Source organism: Paenibacillus sp. 3LSP (assembly GCF_032465655.1).
Lineage (GTDB): Bacteria > Bacillota > Bacilli > Paenibacillales > Paenibacillaceae > Fontibacillus > Fontibacillus barengoltzii.
This window is the reverse complement of record NZ_JAWDJI010000098.1, coordinates 73,656-93,182: the sequence shown is the minus strand read 5'-3', so window position 1 is coordinate 93,182 and position 19,527 is coordinate 73,656. Positions and strand designations below refer to the sequence as shown.

At 50.9% G+C, this 19,527-nt stretch carries 19 protein-coding genes; 17 read left to right on the top strand and 2 right to left on the bottom strand.

The features are described from left to right. Position 1 precedes the first annotated feature (1 nt). From rnz to RW092_RS07960, 17 genes are all read left to right on the top strand, one after another. Complete coding sequence (rnz, locus tag RW092_RS08040) at positions 2–940, top strand: ribonuclease Z (RefSeq protein ID WP_016312044.1); 939 nt, start codon at positions 2–4, stop codon at positions 938–940. Positions 941–1,157: 217 nt separating this feature from the next. Next, the gene (locus tag RW092_RS08035) at positions 1,158–1,958 is read left to right on the top strand and encodes a TIGR01457 family HAD-type hydrolase (RefSeq protein WP_316009951.1); all 801 of its coding nucleotides are present in this window, start codon (positions 1,158–1,160) and stop codon (positions 1,956–1,958) included. A gap of 72 nt (positions 1,959–2,030) precedes the next feature. Continuing rightward, entirely contained in the window at positions 2,031–2,849 is an 819-nt protein-coding gene (locus RW092_RS08030; RefSeq protein WP_028537559.1) for an Fpg/Nei family DNA glycosylase, read from the top strand. Next, a complete protein-coding gene (locus RW092_RS08025; RefSeq protein WP_316009950.1) occupies positions 2,839–3,693 on the top strand; it encodes a deoxyribonuclease IV in 855 nt (284 codons plus the stop codon). The genes RW092_RS08030 and RW092_RS08025 overlap by 11 nt, the downstream gene beginning before the upstream one ends. Positions 3,694–3,747: 54 nt before the next feature. Continuing rightward, positions 3,748–5,127 (top strand): cyclic-phosphate processing receiver domain-containing protein, encoded by a 1,380-nt coding sequence (locus RW092_RS08020; protein WP_316009949.1) that lies wholly within the window; start codon positions 3,748–3,750, stop codon positions 5,125–5,127. A gap of 181 nt (positions 5,128–5,308) precedes the next feature. Further along, on the top strand, positions 5,309–6,832 hold the full coding sequence (locus tag RW092_RS08015) for a serine/threonine protein kinase (RefSeq protein ID WP_085278583.1): 1,524 nt from the start codon (positions 5,309–5,311) through the stop codon (positions 6,830–6,832). A gap of 20 nt (positions 6,833–6,852) precedes the next feature. Beyond that, on the top strand, positions 6,853–7,806 hold the full coding sequence (locus RW092_RS08010) for an SAF domain-containing protein (RefSeq protein WP_316009948.1): 954 nt from the start codon (positions 6,853–6,855) through the stop codon (positions 7,804–7,806). Between the two features lie 19 nt (positions 7,807–7,825). Beyond that, complete coding sequence (locus RW092_RS08005; protein WP_085168944.1) at positions 7,826–8,539, top strand: hypothetical protein; 714 nt, start codon at positions 7,826–7,828, stop codon at positions 8,537–8,539. Then, positions 8,536–9,378: a hypothetical protein gene (locus tag RW092_RS08000; protein WP_085168942.1), complete on the top strand. Its 843-nt coding sequence runs from the start codon at positions 8,536–8,538 to the stop codon at positions 9,376–9,378. The genes RW092_RS08005 and RW092_RS08000 overlap by 4 nt, the downstream gene beginning before the upstream one ends. 15 nt (positions 9,379–9,393) lie before the next feature. Further along, a complete protein-coding gene (locus RW092_RS07995) occupies positions 9,394–11,265 on the top strand; it encodes a P-loop NTPase family protein (RefSeq protein ID WP_036624797.1) in 1,872 nt (623 codons plus the stop codon). Further along, positions 11,255–13,345 carry a hypothetical protein gene (locus RW092_RS07990; protein WP_316009947.1) on the top strand — a complete coding sequence of 697 codons (2,091 nt, stop codon included), beginning with the start codon at positions 11,255–11,257 and terminating at the stop codon, positions 13,343–13,345. Before RW092_RS07995 ends, RW092_RS07990 begins: the two co-directional genes overlap by 11 nt. 23 nt (positions 13,346–13,368) lie before the next feature. Further along, positions 13,369–13,860 carry a hypothetical protein gene (locus tag RW092_RS07985; protein ID WP_016312055.1) on the top strand — a complete coding sequence of 164 codons (492 nt, stop codon included), beginning with the start codon at positions 13,369–13,371 and terminating at the stop codon, positions 13,858–13,860. A 39-nt stretch (positions 13,861–13,899) separates the two neighbouring features. Further along, entirely contained in the window at positions 13,900–14,352 is a 453-nt protein-coding gene (locus RW092_RS07980) for a hypothetical protein (RefSeq protein WP_127575125.1), read from the top strand. 13 nt (positions 14,353–14,365) lie between these two features. After that, positions 14,366–14,905 (top strand): hypothetical protein, encoded by a 540-nt coding sequence (locus tag RW092_RS07975; RefSeq protein WP_232228267.1) that lies wholly within the window; start codon positions 14,366–14,368, stop codon positions 14,903–14,905. Further along, positions 14,892–15,884 (top strand): hypothetical protein, encoded by a 993-nt coding sequence (locus RW092_RS07970; protein ID WP_316009946.1) that lies wholly within the window; start codon positions 14,892–14,894, stop codon positions 15,882–15,884. Before RW092_RS07975 ends, RW092_RS07970 begins: the two co-directional genes overlap by 14 nt. A 166-nt stretch (positions 15,885–16,050) precedes the next feature. Further along, positions 16,051–17,073, top strand: coding sequence for a thiazole biosynthesis adenylyltransferase ThiF (locus RW092_RS07965; protein ID WP_316009957.1), 1,023 nt, complete (start codon positions 16,051–16,053; stop codon positions 17,071–17,073). A gap of 96 nt (positions 17,074–17,169) precedes the next feature. Next, positions 17,170–17,847 carry a winged helix-turn-helix domain-containing protein gene (locus tag RW092_RS07960; RefSeq protein WP_028537571.1) on the top strand — a complete coding sequence of 226 codons (678 nt, stop codon included), beginning with the start codon at positions 17,170–17,172 and terminating at the stop codon, positions 17,845–17,847. Between the two features lie 102 nt (positions 17,848–17,949). Here the strand turns inward: RW092_RS07960 and RW092_RS07955 are convergent, their stop codons facing one another. Both RW092_RS07955 and RW092_RS07950 read right to left on the bottom strand, forming a co-directional pair. Further along, complete coding sequence (locus RW092_RS07955) at positions 17,950–18,459, bottom strand: C40 family peptidase (RefSeq protein WP_316009945.1); 510 nt, start codon at positions 18,457–18,459, stop codon at positions 17,950–17,952. Positions 18,460–18,762: 303 nt separating this feature from the next. Then, positions 18,763–19,404: a thiamine diphosphokinase gene (locus tag RW092_RS07950; RefSeq protein WP_016312062.1), complete on the bottom strand. Its 642-nt coding sequence runs from the start codon at positions 19,402–19,404 to the stop codon at positions 18,763–18,765. Positions 19,405–19,527 lie beyond the last annotated feature (123 nt).

Below are 19,527 nucleotides of genomic sequence, written 5' to 3'. Positions count from 1 at the left end.
CATGGAACTTTACTTTTTAGGGACGAATGCAGGGGTACCGTCCTTGGAACGGAACGTGACTTCAGTGGCGTTGCGTCTGCTGGAGGAACGCCGTTCGCTCTGGCTGTTCGATTGCGGTGAAGGCACTCAGCATCAGATCCTGCGTTCACCGCTGAAATTAAGCAAGTTGGAATATATTTTCATCACCCATTTGCATGGTGATCATTTGTTTGGCTTGCCTGGGCTCATTTCGAGCCGTGCCTATCAGGGCGGGGATACACCTCTCGTCATATACGGTCCCAAAGGCCTGAAAAAATTCGTTGAAACGACGCTGTCGCTTAGCGAATCGCGGATTAACTATAAGCTCGAGCTGGTGGAGCACCAGGGCGGTGTCCTGTTCGAGGACGATTCGTTCCGGGTTGAAGCGGCGCTGCTAGAGCACCGGATTGACAGTTACGGGTATCGAGTAATCGAAAAAGATTTGCCTGGTAAGCTGGACTCCGCTGTGCTGGAGCGTTGCGGCATTCGTCCAGGCCCGCTTTACGGCAAGCTCAAACGCGGGGAAAGTGTGGTTGCGCCAAATGGCGAGACGGTCCATGCCAAGGATGTGCTGGGGATGCCGAAGGCTGGCCGGATTGTCACTATCCTAGGCGATACGCGGCCGTGTGATTCTGTGTTAACTTTGGCTCAAAACGCGGATATGTTGGTTCATGAGGCAACTTTCTTGCATGAACTAGCGAAGACGGCCCACGACTATCACCACAGTACGGCGAAGCAAGCGGCGACTGCTGCGAAGGAAGCCGGGGTGCAGCAGCTGCTGCTGACTCATTTTAGCTCGCGTTATAAATCAGACGATCAGTTGCAGCGATTAGAAGAAGAGGCGCGTTCCGTCTTTCCAAACTCGCACCTAGCCCGGGAACATGTCCTCTATCCAGTGGCACGCCGCTGCGGGCGGAAATAATTATTTTCCGGGAAAGCGCAGGAACTGACAGGGCATTTCAAAGTTTGTCAAGAGGAACAAGACCGATTTATGTCACTGTTCGCGATCGTTCGACGCCAAACGGCGGACTCAAACTTTGAAATGACATTTCCCCTAAATTGAACGGAAAAATTTGCCTGACCCCTAGGTTCCTAGGTACAATAAATAGAGACACGGTCGTATCGAAAGGATGAGGATTTTGCCAAAGGGTTGGAAGGCCTATCTCATTGATTTAGACGGCACGTTATATCATGGGCCTCAAATGATTCCCGGTGCGGACGAGCTGATCTCCGCCTTACGCGCGCAGCGAATCCCTTTTCTGTTCGTGACGAACAATTCTTCGCGGACACCGGAGGAGGTCGCTGCACATTTGAAAGCGATGGGCATATCGGCTCAGGCCGAAGAAGTCTGTACCTCGGCCGTAGCTGCAGCCAAGTATATTGCCGAAGAACAGCCTGGCTGTAAAGTCGCAGCCATTGGTGAGACTGGTCTGATAAAGGCGTTGGAGGATGCCGGATTACAAATAGTCTTGGAACATCCGGACGTAGTGGTGCAAGGCATCGACCGCCAATTTACATACGAAACATTAACCCGGGCTGCCCGTTGGATCCGAAGTGGGGCGCGTTATATCCTAACCAATCCAGACTTGCTGCTGCCCTCCCAAGACGGCTTAATGCCCGGAGCGGGAACGATTTCCGCCGCGATTCAAGCTGCGTCGGGCGTTAAGCCGACGGTGATTGGCAAGCCGGCTGCGCCGCTGATGGATTTTGCCATCGCTCAGCTGGGGCTGGAAGCTTCGGAAGTGGCGGTAATCGGCGATAATCTCAATACCGACATCGCTGCAGGGAAGCATGCCGGCTGCGGGACCATTCTAACCCTAACCGGCGTCACCACAGCGGATAACCTGCCGGATTATGTGAAATCTTCCGGTGTAGAGGCGGATGTAGTGTGCCGCGATCTTGCGGAAGTCCGTGAACGAATTTGCGGAAATCGTGGATGATCCTGTTTTATTTAATGAGATGAACTAATGATCGAACTTACGAACTTATACGGATGAAGGGAAAGATGTACCATGCCGGAATTGCCGGAGATGGAAAATTATCGAATCCAGCTGTCTCAGCATATTTTGGATCTCCCCATTACGGGAGTGAACATCGGCCGGGAGAAATCCGTGAATTTGCCGGTCGCAGACTTTACACGGGAACTGATGGGTAGACAGGTGATCTTCATTGAACGTCGAGGCAAGAACCTGTTGTTCCATCTGGATAATGGGCGAAGATTGATGCTCCACCTGATGCTGGGTGGGTTACTGTACCTCGGCTCCAAGGAGGATCGTCCCGACCGGAACACGCAGGTGGAAATCACCTTTGGTGAGAAGCTAGTCCTGTACTTCATCGGGTTGCGTCTCGGTCATTTGCACTTGCACAGTGCCAAGGAGGCTGAGGAGCTGCTTTCGCACTTAGGCCCGGAGCTGCTGGATCGGCGGATGAACGAAGAACGGTTTACCGCACTGCTGCGCAAGCGGCGGGGAAGTCTGAAGACGACCCTCGTCAACCAGGACGTCATAGCCGGCATTGGCAACTGTTACGCGGATGAAATTGCGTTTGCGGCCCAGTTGCTGCCGATGGCGAAGCTGCAAAATTTCAGCGATGAAGATTTTTCACGATTGTATCAAGCGGTTCGGGATGTGCTCATCGAGGCAACCGAGGCTGGTGGTTATATGGAGATGCCGTTAACCCGGGACGATCAGTTGACCGGTGGGGCCAACGAGATCTGCAGGGTGTACGACCGGGAGGGAGAGACCTGTCCCCGCTGCGGAGATACCATCGTCAAAGCGGAAATGAACGGGCGTAAAGTATTTTACAGCCCGGGCTGTCAGCATGACCGATAAGGTGAAGGTTGGGGGACACCTTAGCATTCGAAGCGGTTATCTTGGGGCTGCCAAAGCTGCGCTGCAGATGGGGGCCGGCGCTTTTCAGTATTTTCCAAAAAATCCACGGAGCCTTGCAGTCAAAAGCTTTGATCCGCGGGATGCGGAACAATGCCGAACATTTTGCGAACAACACGGCTTGGTCTCCATTGCGCATACCCCTTATCCCAGCAACCTCGCGATCAGCAAGGAGACTGACGGCGAAGCATATGGCCGAGTTGTACAGTCGTTGCGAAATGATATGGAAATCGCTGAAGCGTGCGGATCGATTGGGATTGTGGTACATTTTGGCACATTTAAGGCAGGAAACCCCTTACAAGGATACCAAAATATTATACAATGTATTAATGATGTGCTATCTGACTGGCAAGGTTCCGCGAAGCTGTTAATTGAGAACCAGGCCGGTGATCACGGCGACATGGGGATGACGATCGAGGAGTTGGTCCAAATCCGCAAATTGTGCCGGGATTCGGAGCACATCGGCTTTTGCCTCGACACCTGCCATGCTTTTGGGGCGGGGATGTGGCGGGGTGAAGGGGACGAGAGCTTTGCGGCCAAGGCCAAGGAGCTGAAGTTCTGGGACGGTCTCTGTGCCGTTCATCTTAACGATTCAAAATACCCGGTATTATCGCGAAAGGACCGTCATGCCCGTGTGGGGCAGGGCCATATCGGCGAAGCCGGCTTTCGCTGGCTTCTGCAGATCGACGAGATTCGGAGAGCCCCGCTTATCTTTGAGAGCGAAACCGGGGAAGACGGGACGTACAGAGAGGATATGGAGCGAGTGAGACGGTGGGCGGAGACCTAGAGAGAGAACCGGGCTCCGCTTGGAGTGAAATACCGCGGGAAAGGAAGAACACTATTGATTCATGTATATATGGACGATTTTCGCCGATGTCCGCAGGGATTTACGTTAGCGCGCACCGTCGAGGAGTGTCTAGAATTGCTTCGCTTGACGGAGGTAGACATCTTGTCGCTGGATTACGATATGGGGCCGGATGAACCTAACGGTACGGAATTGGCGGCTGCCATGGTGCGGGAACGGCTATTCCCTCGTGAAATTTATCTTCACACCTCCAGCATGTCCGGGAAAAAGAGTATGTACGAAATTTTCTATCAAGGCTTGCCGGAGCATGTGAAGCTGCATAATGGGCCGATTCCGTTCGAGCGGTTAGAGGAAATCGCCCGAAATTGCAAGGTGCCGCCGCAATCGAAATGGATATGCACAGCGAATCATGGCTTTGCTCCTTATGCCCAGGAGGAGCTGCGCCGCATGTTTGGCAGCGTCAAGAGCACGATGTTGGTTCCCGGTGAGGTTTTTGCCGCTTCGTTACAGGCGGTGCCGGAGGATGTGCAGCACCGGCTGCGTCAGGATCAGCCGATTTTTCTGCGGCATGTATTTCTGGTTGATTGGGAATGGTGTCCGGGGGAAACGGAAGAGGTCAATCCAGAGCAATGGCTGGAACCGCTGCGCAAATATCTGATGGCGGATTTCCGGCTTCCAGGCGCCAAGATTGCCGTGCAAGCGCGCAAATCAGACGACGGACTATGGCCGGGAACCGCGCCAGAGTTGAAGGACCGTCTCCAGGAATTACTGCAGGACGTGTGTGTAGGGGAATTCGTGGTAAGGAATGCAGATTGGATCATTTCAGTGTTTGCCGGGCAAGATCGGATATTTGCCGGTGTCGCGCATCCGCAGGATAACCTTTCCGACTGGAACGGCGGGGCAATCCGCTTCCGCAAGGAGGAGGGGCAAATCTCGCGGGCGAAGTTCAAGTTGTTGGAGGCGGAAGCTACGTTTGGAATTCCGTTTGAATCGTTCCGCGAAGCGCTGGATATTGGCGCGGCACCCGGGGGGTGGACCTCATTCCTGCTGGAACGCGGATTAAACGTAACGGCGGTGGATACGGCGAAGCTACATCCAGCATTGTTATCTTCGCCGAAACTGACGTTTTTGCAGCGTAATGCGAACAGGGTGAAATTTAAAGAAAATCAATTTGATCTGTTGGTTTGCGACATGAGCTGGAGTCCCAAATTGACGGCTAAGCTCGTGACCGAATTGCTCTACGCCTTGGTTCCGGGAGGGACTGCCATCGTGACAGTGAAGCTGCTGACGAAGAAACCGATGGCGTTAATTCAAGAGGTGATCACTCAATTTGAGGAAGCCCGCCTGCAAGTACAAAGAGCAAAGCAGCTGTTTCATAACCGGGATGAAATCACGCTGTACATGATTAAATATTAATGGCGTGAATGAAATAGCTTTAAAAAAAGCTTTACATTTTTCGCCATCCGTTCTATACTAATTCCAAAATTATACATTGAACTCGATTAGGGAAAGCATCCCCAGTCATTGATATCGGCCGTAGGGTCGGGAAATGACGGGAGGTGGCTTTCCCTTTTTTGCGTTCAAGAAAGGAGGAGGTATGACTAGGTTCGTGTCCAAGCTCGTTCCTGGTGACTTGCTGGCTGGGCGTTACCGGATCAAATATTTGATTGGTCAGGGAGGAATGAGCTGGGTGTATTTAGCCGAGGACATCAAGCTGCCGGGAAAGAACTGGGCTGTGAAAGAATGCTTGAACGTACCCGAAGCGCCGGTATCTGTCGCGAAAGAGGTCAAGCTGCTGATTACATTAAATCATCACCGTCTGCCACGGATCGTTGATTTTATTGACCCCGACCGGGACGGATATTCCTATATTGTGATGGATTATATCCAGGGTGTGCCATTGGATCAATTTATTCGGGCAAGAGAAGGGCGGTTACCGCTGGAGTTGATCCTTCGATTTGGTCTGCAAATCGCGGAAGGGCTGCATTATTTACATCGACATGAGCCTCCAGTGATCCACCGGGATGTGAAGCCTGCCAATCTGCTGGTTGATGATAAAGGCGAGCTGAGGTTCGTCGATTTTGGAATCGCCAGAATCTTTTCGGTGGGGAAATCGGAAGATACGGTGCAGCTTGGCACGGTTGGATTTGCGGCACCAGAGCAATATGACAATCGCCAAAGCGACGCGCGTACGGATCTGTATTCTTTAGGCGCAGTCCTGCTCTATATGGGAACGGGGGGCAGATATACGGTGTGGACATCCGAAGCGGCGGTGGCCTTACGGGAACATGGTTGTGAACAGCTTCGTCCAATCGTGTCCAAACTGCTGCAGGTTCGCCCGGAGGAGCGGTTTGTTTCGGCTGAGGCGGTAAGTGAGGCCTTGACCTTATTGTTGAGGGGGTTATCAGATGCCAGTTTGGCGGCCTCAGGTTCGAATGCCCGAATAGCTGACATGGTTGCGTACAACGGTCGCCCGGCATTGGTCAGTGTTATGGCTGCCTCAGCCGGGGCGGGTGCAACCCATACTGCCATTGCGCTGGCCCACACAATGGCACGGAGCATGAAGAAGGTTGCGGTCGTGGAGATGAACCCCAAATCAACGGCTTTTGTTAGGTTAGTTCAGCTGTTGGAGGGTGATGAATATGCAGCTGAACTGAACAATAGAGGGCGTTTTCGGGTAGGTCAAGTGGTTTATGCCAAGCTGACGTCCCGAGCAGATTTTCTCGCGATGTTGTCGGAAGGTTTCGGATGCGTCATCTGTGACTTGGGGACGTGCCGCAGCAAGGAGCTGATGGAGGAATTCCACCGTGCCGACTTATCTATCGTCGTTGGTGCAGGAGCAGAATGGAGGGCCGGAGAGATCGATCGCTTCGTCGAAACCTTCGGCGTCAAAGGTCAGATCCCTGTAACTTGGAGGATCTGTATCCCGTTTGCTTCGCCTGCCCGTTTACGGCGAATTCGCAGGGAGCTTCATTATAAGGGCGTATATGCTCTTCCTCCCGATTCGAATCCGTTTGATCCCGGACCGTCAACTGCGGCTGCATTGCAGGAGGTTTGTGAGCATCTGCTCTTGAAGAGCAAACGACCAGGACTCAGGTTACGGATGAAAGTCAAACCATAGAAAGGAAGTGCTACTGACGAATGCCTAGATTAAGGCAAAAAACGAAGCAAATGCTGTTATCCGGATTGGTTGGTGTTGTTACAGCAAGCGTGGTGTTTGCGGGGTATACCTTCGTGCGGGAAAGACAGGTTCATGCTGAGAGGAAAACCCTGGTTCAGGATTATGAAACTAAGTTGGCCAGTTTGCGTGAGCAGGCTCAACAGCGGATGGTTCAGGGATGGGTACCTACACGAGATATTCCTGCTGGCAACCTCATTGCAGCAAGCGACTTAAAACGGGTGGAGCTTCCTGCCAATAGCGTGCCAGCGGACCTCTTTACATCGCAGGAAGCCGTTGCCGGGAAATATGCCAAGGTTGCGCTGCGTTCCATGACGCCCCTGACGGAGACGCTCGTCTATGAAGAGGCTCCGGTTCCGGACGATTTACGTTGGCGGGAAATGGCGTTTGTACAGCTTCCACAAGTATTGAAGGCGAACGATGTTATTGATATTCGCATTCAATTTCCAACGGGCCACGATTATATTTTGCTGTCCAAGAAGAAAGTCGCGAATCTGAGCTCTGATACGATCACGGTGACGCTGGATGAAGCCGAAATTCTCTCGTTATCCAGCGCGATCGTAGACGCTTATTTACATAAGGCTTCGATATATGCGCTCGCCTATGTCGAGCCCAATTTGCAGAGCAAGCCGGTCCCGACATATCCAGTAAACGAAGGCGTGATGGAGCTGATTCGCAAAGATCCGAATATCGTGGAGAAAGCGGAACGTGCGCTTAAACTCAGCAATATGGCCCGAAGCGGCTTGGAACGGGATCTCTCCGCTATGTCGCCGCAGCGTGCCAGCGAATTTGCTCGTCAGACCACTGTTTCGCGTTCACAAACAGAGGTTCGGGGCTCGGATCAACCTGCTGGTAACATCGTTTCGGATGGAAGATCAGGTGACCGAGACCAATTTGAGCTCGATCCAGCAAGTTGAGAGGAGGAAAGGATTTGGCATGAAAAGATGGATGTTCGTAGGCAAGAGCGACAAAAGAGACTTGTTACTTTATTTTAGCAGCGTTTTGGCGGCATCCGGCTCCAAAGTATTGCTCACAGATGGCACAGAAAACAGTAAATACCGTTATTCGATTGGGGATGGAGATTCCTATCTTCCTTTAACGGAGTTTTGTGGTTTTGATGTTGCTACCGGGACGTCGGGCTTCATGAGCGCTGTATCTATGGAATTAAGCAATGAAGACCCGTCCACCGATTACGACTACATATTAGAAGATATCGACACGCCTAATGGTCTCACTCCTGAACGGTTGATGTCCGCAGATGAAATTGTTTGGGTCACCACGTTCGATCGTTACGAGGTTGAGGTAAGTGCCGGGTGGTTCCGCAGCTTGTGTCAACATTGGCCGGAGCTGCGGGGGCTGGTTGTTCGGCCGGTCTTTATCCGTACGGTCGACAGCGGGGTGAACAGTCGATATATTCTGGGTCTGTTAGAAGACCTTCCGCTGGAATGGCACTCCGAAGCGATTTGTATCCCTTGGGATGAATCAAATTGGGCTGTTCACTTGGAAAATGAACATTTGCAGCAGCTACGCCTTCGGAGCTTCTCCCGTTCCTATAAAAGGGCGGTGCGCCAACTGCTTCGTGAGCTGGCAGGCTGGGATTATTCGATCGCTAAACGTGCTGTGCGTCAAGCGGAAAGGAGACAAGCATGAGCCGCTTTGTGTTTTGGGATGGCGGACTAGGCCGCGCCGCCGAAGCTGCTGTGTCTACCGCTGTTACGTTAGGGCTGCGACATCCACAACGTCTGCTCCTGCTTAATGATGCGCCCGCTGGACGCGGCTTAGAGGAAGGCATCGGACAAATCGTCCGTTTGCATAGCGATACCTTCGGGGAGGGAGGGGTTCCAGAGCATGGCCTGGATGCACTGCTGCGCTTGCAGTCCAGCGGGCGGTTAACGGCGAGCAATTTTAGCGATTATACCGTCCCGTTGTTGCGTGGACGGCTTGACCTGGTGTGCGGAACGCGGATAAGCAACTCGGCGAGGATGGAGCCGGATAACGAGGTTATCCCTGAAATACTGGCGATTGCAGAACAATCGTACGATCGCCTAATCCTTCTCGAGCAAAAGCTACGGTTAAGCGAGGCGCTGCAGAAGCTACGCGAAAGAGATGTTCTCGTCGCGGTATTGCCGCATCGACTAGGAACCTTGGATGGTTGGTTGGCGGATGCGGCTCCTTATCTAGGTGAATCGAACAAAAAATTGCTTTTTGTCATTTCACCCTATGATCCGCGGTCCCGCTGGGGGCTAAATAATCTGAAGCGGCGTTATTCCGGCGTGCAACGCTTGATCGGGATACCATATCATACCGGGTTCGCGGATGCTTGGAATGCCCGGAACATCCTAGCATATTTTCGCCAATCTCCGATTTGGTCGAAACGTAAGGGGGAGCGTGAGCTTCTTATGAAAGGATACGCCGAGCTCGGAGACATGCTGATGGAAATGGCCGCCGAAACGGGTGTATCCATTTCACCGAAGGAAAGGGGGGCATAGAGTGTGAGCGGGCTGATGAACGGGATAATTATTTCGCTTCTTATCCTGGCGGTTCTGATCTTATTGTGGCGCAAGGTTAAAATGACGAGACCCGGTAGAGTGGAACGTCCTACTGGACAGGATCGCTTTGAATGGTCAGTGATTGTAACCTACGTCAAAGAACGATTGCATGACCTTAGCCGTACGAGCGGAGCGGATTGGGGCCTAAACGAGGAAGCATGGAACCGTAAAGCGAAGGCGCGTGCAGAACTGCGCCAAGCGCTTCGGGGCTGTGCGTATGGGGATCCAAAGGACAAGCAATACATTAAGTCATTTATTCGGGACTTGCTCACGGGCGATTACGGAATTAACGAGCACAATATCGATCGGATTCTACCTTTTCATCGCCAAGAGCTGTTAACCGCCCAGGACCGCTTCGATCTCGTGTTATACCTCTATAAACAGCGGTATGGCGCCGACGGTTTAGCGCAGATGATCGAAGACTATGCGCTGGATGAAGCGAAACTGCCAAAAACGTCGGATGGTTCCCCGGTATACGAAATTACGGGCGAGGACATCGACCGTATCTTTTTCTTAGAGTTTCGGCCTCTGGCGTTCCAAGAGAAGTTGGATCTTGTCGTGCAGCGTGTTTTCCAAATGTATAAGGGCTTCTCGGTCGTGGACGAGCTGAGGGAGATGCGGATCGACGGGTTGAGCGGCGGAGTAAGCGGGATTCCAAGTGGATATGGAGCCATTGAGCCTGCCTCTGGCATTGGTCATAGATATGAGGGGAGCGAGTTATTTCCTGTAGATGAGGATGGGCAGCAACTGACCCGTTCATGGGAGAGCGTCTGGATTTTCTATCGAGGGAAGAGTATCCGCCTGTCATTTCTATCCTTTGGCAGTGAAGCGGAGTTAAAGCGTGTTTGTCAGAACATCTATAAATTCAATCTGCCAGGCCAACTATCTGAGGTTAACGGATATAAGGTGAACGAGATGCAGGACGGTTCGCGGATTGTTGTTGTTCGGCCGCCATTTGCAGAGTCATGGGCTTTTTTCGTGCGGAAATTCGATATGATGGGTACCTCGTTGGAGCACTTGATCCAGGGAGAGAACGCCGAGCTGCCGATCGGACTGCTGAAATATTTCATGAAGGGCAGCCGGATTACTTCGATTACGGGTTCGCAGGGATCGGGTAAAACAACCTTATTGATGGCCATGGTCAAGTATATCTATGCCGCATATACGTTGCGTGTCCAGGAAATGTCCTTTGAACTGCATTTACGCCGCTTGTACAGTGGCCGTAACATTTTAAGCTTTCGGGAGACGGACTACGTGAGTGGGCAAGCCGCTTTGGATCTTCAGAAAAAGACGGACGGCACCGTCCACATATTAGGGGAGATCGCTACGGACGAGGTTGCTGCATGGATGGTACAGATGGCACAGGTAGCCAGCTTGTTCACAATTTTTACGCACCATGCCAAGACGTTTCGCGATCTTATAGAGTCGTTACGCAATTCGCTGCTCAAAACCGGCGTATTCCGTGACGAACGAGTCGCTGAACTGCAGGTGGCAACCGTGATTGACTTTGACGTTCACCTGCGCCGCGATATGACGGGGCGGCGTTATATCGAGCGGATCACAGAATGCTGCCGCCGGGAGCCAAGGTATGGGCCTGAACAGGAAGATCAGGATTCCTACCCAGCGGCTGGAGGTCCATCAACTTCAGTACATCATGCCCACTATCAAGAACGGGTGATCATGGAATACCGAAATGGCCGTTATGTTGCCGTGCAACCGATTTCTCGTCAGACCCAAGAAGCTATGATGCGGGAAATGTTGCCGGAGGACGTCGCCGAATTTGAACGTTTTGTTAGCTCGTATTGGGGGGAGAAGGTTGGAGCTTAAGTCAATCCTTCTGATCGTTTTAGCAGCATCAGCCCTAGGTGGCATCGGCTTGTATGCTGCAGGGCAATGGCTTGGAAGACAGACAAACCCTCTATGGGTAGACGCCGGGAGTACGGCCGAAGCTTCTACTAAGCAAACACTGAGCAGGATACGGCAATGGTGGTCTGCGTTCCTGCTGAAGTCGTATGCCGCTTGGATGAAGGTGCCTGCGCTAAGGTTTTATGTGGGGAAAATCCGCATGCGGCTCGCACTAAGTTATCCCCAGGATGAGTTGAAGCTAAGATGTCAAACGATGAAGCTTGTTTATGGGATCACAGGGGCATTTGGTAGTTCGATTGCGATCTTAACTGCGATGCATCCCGATGTGTTGTTTGTTTTGTCACTGCTGATCACGGCTGTCGTCTTGCAAGACTTGCTCCTTGATGGTTATGTCAATCGATTACAAGTCAAGTTGCTGGAACAGCTGCTTGATTTCTTCGCTGCCGTTCGACATGCCTTTCATCGACATGGCATGGTATCTGATGCAATTGAGGAAGCTGGCGAAGCGGCGGGACGTGAAATTGGGGTTCATGCCCACTGGATTAGCGAGGCCTTAGTCGATGCTGACCCGGACATCGCCTTGGAGAAATATTACGAGAAAGCTCCCAGTCGCTATTTAAAAGCTTTTGCCGGCATTTCCCGGCTGGTATCGGAGTACGGTGATCGAAAACGCACCGAAGGTTCGATGTACCTGCGCAGCATCAGCCGCCTGACCGGAGAAGTTCAGTTGGAGCTTATCCGCAGAAGACGGTTGGATTATTTACTGAAAGGGCTGCATGTCATCGCTTTAGTACCGGTCTTTTTTACGAAGCCGGTAGAGATGTGGGCCAGAGGGCACTTCCCGTTAATGGATGGGTTCTATTTAAGCAAAGCAGGGATGGTGATCAAAGCGGGTCTATTTCTGACCATCCTGCTCTGTTATGTGTTGCTGCAGAAGCTGAAGAATGAAGAAGAAACCGCTTATCGAGCCAAACATGCGAAACTATCGTGGGAAGCCAAGGTCTATACGCACCCAATCCTTGGCCGCTTTTGCCGCAAGTTCGTTCCGACGTCTGAATCCATAGCCTATCATCGTATTTCACAGCTGCTCAAGGAGACAAATCATCAGCTTCGGATCGAAGCGTTTCAGGTTAGACGAATCAGCATTTTGTTGCTAAGCTTCATCCTTGCTCTCGGGGGATTTCTTATGCTTCATCAGTTAACGAAGCAAAGGATTTTAACGGAGCCTCCAGCCGTATCTACCTTTTTTGGCGCTTTGCCAGAGGACACGGTTGATGCCGGACGACAGGAGGCTGTAAGAGATGCTGTGGTGATGCGTCACTTAGGCATGTCACCCAAAGCCAGTTATGATGAAGTCTTCCGCTCTGTTTCCAAAGTGCTGGAGGATGCAGGGGAAGGGAAAGCCCATGAAGCGATAGCAGAAGCAACTCACAGAATCCTAGACAAATTACAGCGCTGGAATGAGGAATATCTCAAATGGTGGGAGTTTGGATTGGCTTTGCTAGCCGGATGTGCCGGATACTACCTGCCGCTATGGATGCTTTACTTCCAGCGTTGGATGCGATTGATGGACATGCGGCATGAGGTATATCAGTTTCTGACGATGATCGCAATCCTGCGGGAACTGGAGCGGATTTCCGTGGAAGAAATTTTGGAATGGCTGACCTCTTATGCGGTGATCTTCCGGGAGCCTTTGCAAAAATGCCTTTTAAACTACAGCTTCAGCCCTGAGGAAGCGCTGTTGGAGCTGAAGAAAGAGGTCGTTCTGGAGGAATTCCAACGGTTGGCGGACAAGCTCTTGCTCGCATCGGAGAAGCTGTTAGTTGCCGATGCCTTTGACGATCTTGATAGCGATATGTCCTATCAATTTGAGCGGAGACGGTTGGATTACGAGAAATCGCTGGATATCAAAGCGAATTGGGGTCGCATCATCGGTTTTACACCGATGTATGGGCTGGTCTTCGCCTATTTAGTCATTCCGCTCATTTGGATGAGCTTTGAACAAATGAACTTCTATTTTGAACAACTCCAAAAACTATAAAGGATTTAAGGAGGCATTTATCCATGAACAACGCATCATCCGCACTGAAGGTTGCGGCCGGAATCTTTTTGACCATCGCTTTGATTACGATCGTAGTTATTCTTTTTGTTTCTGCCCAGGAAGCGACCAAAACGGCGCAAAACAGCTTTTCCGACATCCAGACCGAATTGTCCCAAGCCGCTTTTACCGTATATGACGATACGACGGTTAGCGGTTCGCAGGTCACTAATGCCTTACGGAAGTTTAAAGATCGCGATCAATTTGGCATTCTGGTGAAAACCGGGAAGAACAGAGGCGGAGAATGGTATGGAGATATCCTGAACGTCAATGACCCTGAGTCCTCAGAATTTTACGGTGCGGTGATCAATCACAGCAATGTGCCAATTAGCAATGCCTGGGACGAACGGCTTAATGAATATGTCAATCCAAGCGGCAAGTTCAAGGCGAAGGTAGTTAAGGACAGCTCGAATGTGGTTCGGGGATTGATATTTACGCAAACCACACTCCTCCCGTAGAGGCGTAGGCTGGGGGCATCATTTAAGGTGATTAATCATGTGAAAAGTCTGGTATGGTTGCTTTTCTCCGTCAGCTCTTTTCTTGCAGCTACGATTTATATGCTGGACATCGGAACGAATCAAAACGCGTTCTACGACGCGCTCGCGGTTCAGTTGCACGGCGTTAGACGCAGCGTCTACGCGCATGAAGGAAAAGTGCTCACAAGCGAAGAGGAGGAGAGACCCCTCTATGAAGATCCTCAGGGAGAAACAATCGGCGGATATACCGGGAATGATCTGCTTCATCGGATTCCGGATTGGATCGAGCTCGGAGTAGAGATTGAGGTTGATGGGGAAGTGCTGAACAACGTCTCGCTTGGTCCCATGGAGGACATGTTGGAGGTAAGTCGCAAACGCGCTTTGCAAGTATTGAATTTACGAGCGAAATACAGCGTGGAGAATAGGTATGATTCTTCAGGGAAAGTGACCCGGGCGATCATTCATAGAAAGTAGGTTGCAGTAAATGGTGAATGCCTTGTCCAAAATAACGGCCGCACTCCTTGCCGTACTGCTCCTGTTTCTGTTTCCAGCGTTACAGACTGCTCAACGTCACGAAGATCTTCGATATTTGTCGGCGTACCATACGTTGGTTCAGTTTGCTGATGCCGTGCGAAACAAAGGGTTCGTCACGCCGGACATGTATGAGGATTTTGTTCATGAATTGGAGCGTTCAGGAGGAGGTTATGAGGTTGAGCTGGAGCATCGCCATAAGATCTATCATCCGGAATATGGCGATCCGGCTGACCCAGGAACGTTTTTAGGTGATTTCAGCGTTGTATACGATGCGTACTATACTTCCGATATTTTGAAGGCCCTTTTTCCATCTGAGACAGGGCAGGAAGGTGTTCCATACAAGCTCGAGGCAGGGGATTTCTTCACTGTGACAGCCTATGATCGCTCTCGGAGCCTGCTGGATATTCTATCGGAGTTCCTATATAACGATACAGGGAAGCAGGGAACGTCTTTGCTCACCTACGGAGGTATGGTGCTCAATGAAGATTACTGACTGGGCCGTGATCTTTGTCATTATTATTGCTCCTGTTGTTTGGCTGGGCGGGCTGCGAGCGGAAAATTTATGGGAGGTCAATCGGCTTGAAACCCGCTATACTTCCGCCTTACGCACGGCGGTTCATGATGCAGCGGCTTCGCTAAATCGGAACGAGCTGCAGCAATTCGAGAGCGGATACGGATCCTCCAAATGGATGCGGGCGGATAAAGAACAAGCCCTTGCCGCACTGCTTCGGAGCTTGTCTTTGAATTTCGGCGTTGCCGACGATCTGACGGGTCAGCAAATCCTCTTAGGTTATATCCCCGCGATCGTTGTCATGGATTATGACGGATATTTTCTGTATACAGCGGACTTGGATTTGAGCAGTGATACGTGGACTTATCGATGGCAGGATAAACAGCCCTATACCTATTTAGACGCTAGCGGGAACAGCATTGCATTTACGCTAGACAGGCAGGTGACGGCTTACGATGCCGCGACAAACCGGTGGGTCAGCGGATTGCAAAACGAGATCAAATCCGAGGTTTCCATCCCGCTGCTGCAAAATGAGGCTCTTTTTGATGCTGTTCGGCGTGCAACGATCGTTCGGCGGATAGAAGAGGATCTCGCTCAGGCGATTCGCCTTCATAATCAGATTGCGGCAAAGCTGGGGGTAGATTATACGTTTACGCTACCGGTGATCCCCCAGGAGGAGTGGAACAATACGTTAGATGATGTCGGCATGCTGGTGTTTCTACAAGGCATTCCCGTAGGTGATCACTACTATAACAACTACGCCTTCGGCGGGGGAAGATTAGATTTGGCCCCGGCGGTCATTGGAGCCGTTGATCCTAACACGGGAATAAAATATTACTTTCGGGAGAGCTGTGATCGCGCTAATGCGTATAGTTATCGCGAAGAGGAGATCTTCCCGAATGAACGTGCGGCGGCCGAAAAGGGGTATTTTCCGCTGGATTGTAGAGAATCCGCACCTTAAGCGTGAGGGAAACTCCTTTGAATTCTTGCCCTATCTGTACTATGCTTGAATCAATCCATCGAAGCGGTTGTTTTACCGGAATTCGATAAGAAGACAAGCTTTGGCGAGGGGAGTACGGAAATTGGAGAGAACACATGCGCAACAGCAACAGCAGCATGAACATCAGATGCCGGATCGTTATTCTCGGCAACGATTGTTTGCACCGATCGGGCATGCAGGTCAAGACAAGCTAGGACAAGCAAAGGTACTTGTCGTTGGTGCTGGGGCGCTTGGCACAGGGATCGCTGAAACACTCGTTCGCGCAGGTGTCGGTCATCTAGTCATCGCGGATCGGGATTATGTGGAGTGGAGCAATCTGCAGCGACAGCAGCTCTTTTCTGAAGCGGATGCAGCGGGACGAGTACCAAAAGCGATCGCGGCCAAGCAACGGTTAAATGCTATCAATAGTCAGGTGCAAATTGATGCCCATGTCATGGATGTTGATCCAGAAGAATTGGAACACCTCATTCAGGGCGTTGACCTCATCATGGATGCTACAGATAATTTCGATACGAGATTAATGATTAACGACATCTCGCAAAAATATCGCATCCCCTGGATCTACGGCGGATGCGTGGGCAGTTACGGGATCACATATACGATATTGCCCGGCAAGACGCCTTGCTTAAACTGCTTGCTAGGAACTGTGCCGTTGGGCGGGGATACTTGTGACACGGTAGGGGTGATCCCGCCTGCCGTTCAACCAGTCGTAGCCCACCAAACAACGGAAGCGTTAAAGCTGCTCACCGGGAATATCGAGGCATTGCGAGGCACACTGCTGACCTTTGATCTGTGGCGAAACGAGCAAACCTCCATCAAAGTGGGGACGGCCAAACGGGAGGATTGCCTTTCTTGCGGAAGCAAAGCCTCTTACCCATATCTGTCTGCGGCCGGCAATCGGAAAACAGAGGTGCTTTGCGGCAGGGATACCGTGCAGATTCGTCCGGCAACCAAGCGGAAGCTAGAACTCCGTGAGATGGCGGTGAGACTGGAACGATTGCAGGAGGGGAAAGTGGAGGTTAATCCGTTTCTGCTCTCTTTTACAATAGGGGAGAAGCGGTTGGTTCTGTTTGCGGACGGGAGAGCGTTAATCCACGGCACGCAAGATCCCTCTGAAGCCAAAACGATCTATGATCGCTATATAGGTTAAGGACCAACATGGATCCTTTCGGGGGAACCGAATGGTTTCCCGGCGGAATGACCATCTTAATAATGGATTGGCAGATGCAGGTAAGGTGGTCGCGCGATGAAAGGTTACATTTTGCTTGTTTTAGAGGATCCGACTCATGGAGAACGCATCCATGCTGGATTAGTGGAAGCCGGCTATCGAGTTAATTGGAAGCAAAGCGGCTCCGGCGTGCTTCGGATCATCGAAGAAGAGATTCCGGATCTGCTGATGCTTGGGGCGGATTTGCCTGATGACGCTTCCGAAGTGCTTCTAGAGGAAATTGGGCGGTTCGCTCCGTTTCCGCTGATCCTTCTGCTGAAGGAGTGGGACACCGAGGACGTTGTCGCCGGCTTTGCTCGGGGAGCCAACGATGTCGTTTCAATCACAATCCCGATGGCTGAGCTGTATGCACGGGTGGGTCATTTGATCGCGCTGTTCAAACGGTTAGGGGATGGTTCCTTAACTGAATTATCTTTTGAGGATTTACGAGTTGAGCTGCGCAGCCGCAAAGCGTGGAGGAACGGGGAATCCATTCGTTTAACACCGAAGGAATTCGATCTGCTGCTCTTTTTAATGAAGCGAGCGGGGAAGGTGTGCGGACGGGATTTGATCCTGCAGCAGGTTTGGGGGTATGATTTTTCAACCGGGACCAACGTGGTGGATGTCTATATCCGGCATTTACGCAAAAAAATCGATAAAGGCCATTCACGAAAGCTGATCCACACCATTCGCGGCACCGGGTACATGTTTGGTTAAACGTAAAACGGACGGGGTGTTCATCTTATGGCAATGGGAAAAGTCGTTGCGATCAATAGATCTATGCAACGACTTCTTCATTTACAAGTTAGGCTTGTCCGACTAGAGGACGCGACGAGCCTTCAGATATGTTTTTTTCCAGTTACCAGAGTTCAAATTCGAAATCGTTACCCCTGGCTTCCCGAAGGTATGAATAATTTTTCCGTTGCCCATATAGATCGCTACATGAGTTACGTTCTTCCCGTTTGCCCGGCTGCCGCTGGAGAAGAAGACCAGATCGCCCGCTTTCAGATTGGATTTCGATACTGCTGAGCCAACTTTAGCTTGAGCAGCGGAAGTACGCGGCAGAGTAACGCCATATTTCTTCATAACATACTTCGTAAAGGAAGAGCAGTCGAATACCTTAGTCGTCGAAGTCGATGCTCCGAATTTATAAGGAGTGCCTATAAACTTCTTCGCGTAGTTTACAACCTGCGTGCCTTTGGATACAGCAGTGCTTGTTGCCGATTGGGCTTGTACTGGTTCAGCCCCGCCTGCAAGCAGCGTACCGAAACCAAGGGCGGACACCAGTCCGACCGTCAATACTTTTTGGAATAGATTGCGTTTCATCATGTTGTAATACCTCCAAGTTCTGATTTGACCGGTTCGTTAGTTGGAGTATAACAGATTTGTAATCTCCTATATTTTGGTATATTTCCCTAAAAACCTTGGGCCGCAACGGTTTGGAGGCGATTATTAAAATAACATTAAAGTTTACATTTTTTTAAGATATAGCGTTTTTTCATCCTCCTTTATCAATGAAAATCCATGAAAAAAACCCTTGAAAAATCAAGGGTTCTGCTTTTCTTTCATCTTTTCATTCCGGGGTCACATAAAGGTTACAAAAATGATACATATTAAAATCAAATCAAATACCTAGTCACGGCTTTGGATAATAAGCAACCAGCCTTCGTTCACATACACCGTTCCGACGGGAGCCGCTAACTGATTGCTCACCGCCAGAGATTGACCTATGCGGAGCGTTGCATCATCTAATGGGTACATGAATCCTTTTAATGTAATGCCGGTTACGACAGGGGTCAGCGGAAGAAGAGAAACATATGTATATCCGCGATCCTCAACTTGGCAGACCGATCCGCACAATGTAATGTAATTATGTTCATCCCATATAGAGCAGGTAATGCCTTGCTCCGCTGCGCGCAGTAACATATGTATATTGGCCAACGAATGATCCAAGCGAGTTCCGATTACTCCGGTTAATACGATTTCTGCCGGGTTACGCTGAACGGCTAGGTCAAAGGCCAGCTCCGTATCCGTCAGATCTTTATCAATCGGATCGCAAATGACCAGCTCTTTGCTGTGTCTGCGAATCCGATCCAGTTCTTCCTCGTTCACGGAATCGAAATCGCCCACCGCCAGATGAGGGGTTATCCCGTGCTCTACCAGAAATAAAGCCCCGCGGTCAGCGCCGATCACCCAATCATCCGAACGAACCTCACGAAGCATTCCCGGATTTAATCGTCCGCCTGCAAAAATGAGCACCCGGTTCACAGTCATTTCGATTTTCTTCCTTTCCCGAACAATATCTTCTACTTTCGTTAGTATAATTCAGATTTTAGGGTTGCACAATTTCCACTTGTGGGCCTACAATGAGGATTGATAAATAAAAAGCTGACAACG

Excerpts from the sequence above, each read along its gene's own strand:
- rnz (WP_016312044.1), top strand. The coding sequence starts at position 2 with ATGGAACTTTACTTTTTAGGGACGAATGCAGGGGTACCGTCCTTGGAA.
- RW092_RS08030 (WP_028537559.1), top strand. The coding sequence starts at position 2,031 with ATGCCGGAATTGCCGGAGATGGAAAATTATCGAATCCAGCTGTCTCAG.
- RW092_RS08025 (WP_316009950.1), top strand. The coding sequence starts at position 2,839 with ATGACCGATAAGGTGAAGGTTGGGGGACACCTTAGCATTCGAAGCGGT.
- RW092_RS08015 (WP_085278583.1), top strand. The coding sequence starts at position 5,309 with ATGACTAGGTTCGTGTCCAAGCTCGTTCCTGGTGACTTGCTGGCTGGG.
- RW092_RS08010 (WP_316009948.1), top strand. The coding sequence starts at position 6,853 with ATGCCTAGATTAAGGCAAAAAACGAAGCAAATGCTGTTATCCGGATTG.
- RW092_RS08005 (WP_085168944.1), top strand. The coding sequence starts at position 7,826 with ATGAAAAGATGGATGTTCGTAGGCAAGAGCGACAAAAGAGACTTGTTA.
- RW092_RS08000 (WP_085168942.1), top strand. The coding sequence starts at position 8,536 with ATGAGCCGCTTTGTGTTTTGGGATGGCGGACTAGGCCGCGCCGCCGAA.
- RW092_RS07995 (WP_036624797.1), top strand. The coding sequence starts at position 9,394 with ATGAACGGGATAATTATTTCGCTTCTTATCCTGGCGGTTCTGATCTTA.
- RW092_RS07985 (WP_016312055.1), top strand. The coding sequence starts at position 13,369 with ATGAACAACGCATCATCCGCACTGAAGGTTGCGGCCGGAATCTTTTTG.
- RW092_RS07970 (WP_316009946.1), top strand. The coding sequence starts at position 14,892 with ATGAAGATTACTGACTGGGCCGTGATCTTTGTCATTATTATTGCTCCT.
- RW092_RS07965 (WP_316009957.1), top strand. The coding sequence starts at position 16,051 with ATGCCGGATCGTTATTCTCGGCAACGATTGTTTGCACCGATCGGGCAT.
- RW092_RS07960 (WP_028537571.1), top strand. The coding sequence starts at position 17,170 with ATGAAAGGTTACATTTTGCTTGTTTTAGAGGATCCGACTCATGGAGAA.
- RW092_RS07955 (WP_316009945.1), bottom strand. The coding sequence starts at position 18,459 with ATGATGAAACGCAATCTATTCCAAAAAGTATTGACGGTCGGACTGGTG.
- RW092_RS07950 (WP_016312062.1), bottom strand. The coding sequence starts at position 19,404 with ATGACTGTGAACCGGGTGCTCATTTTTGCAGGCGGACGATTAAATCCG.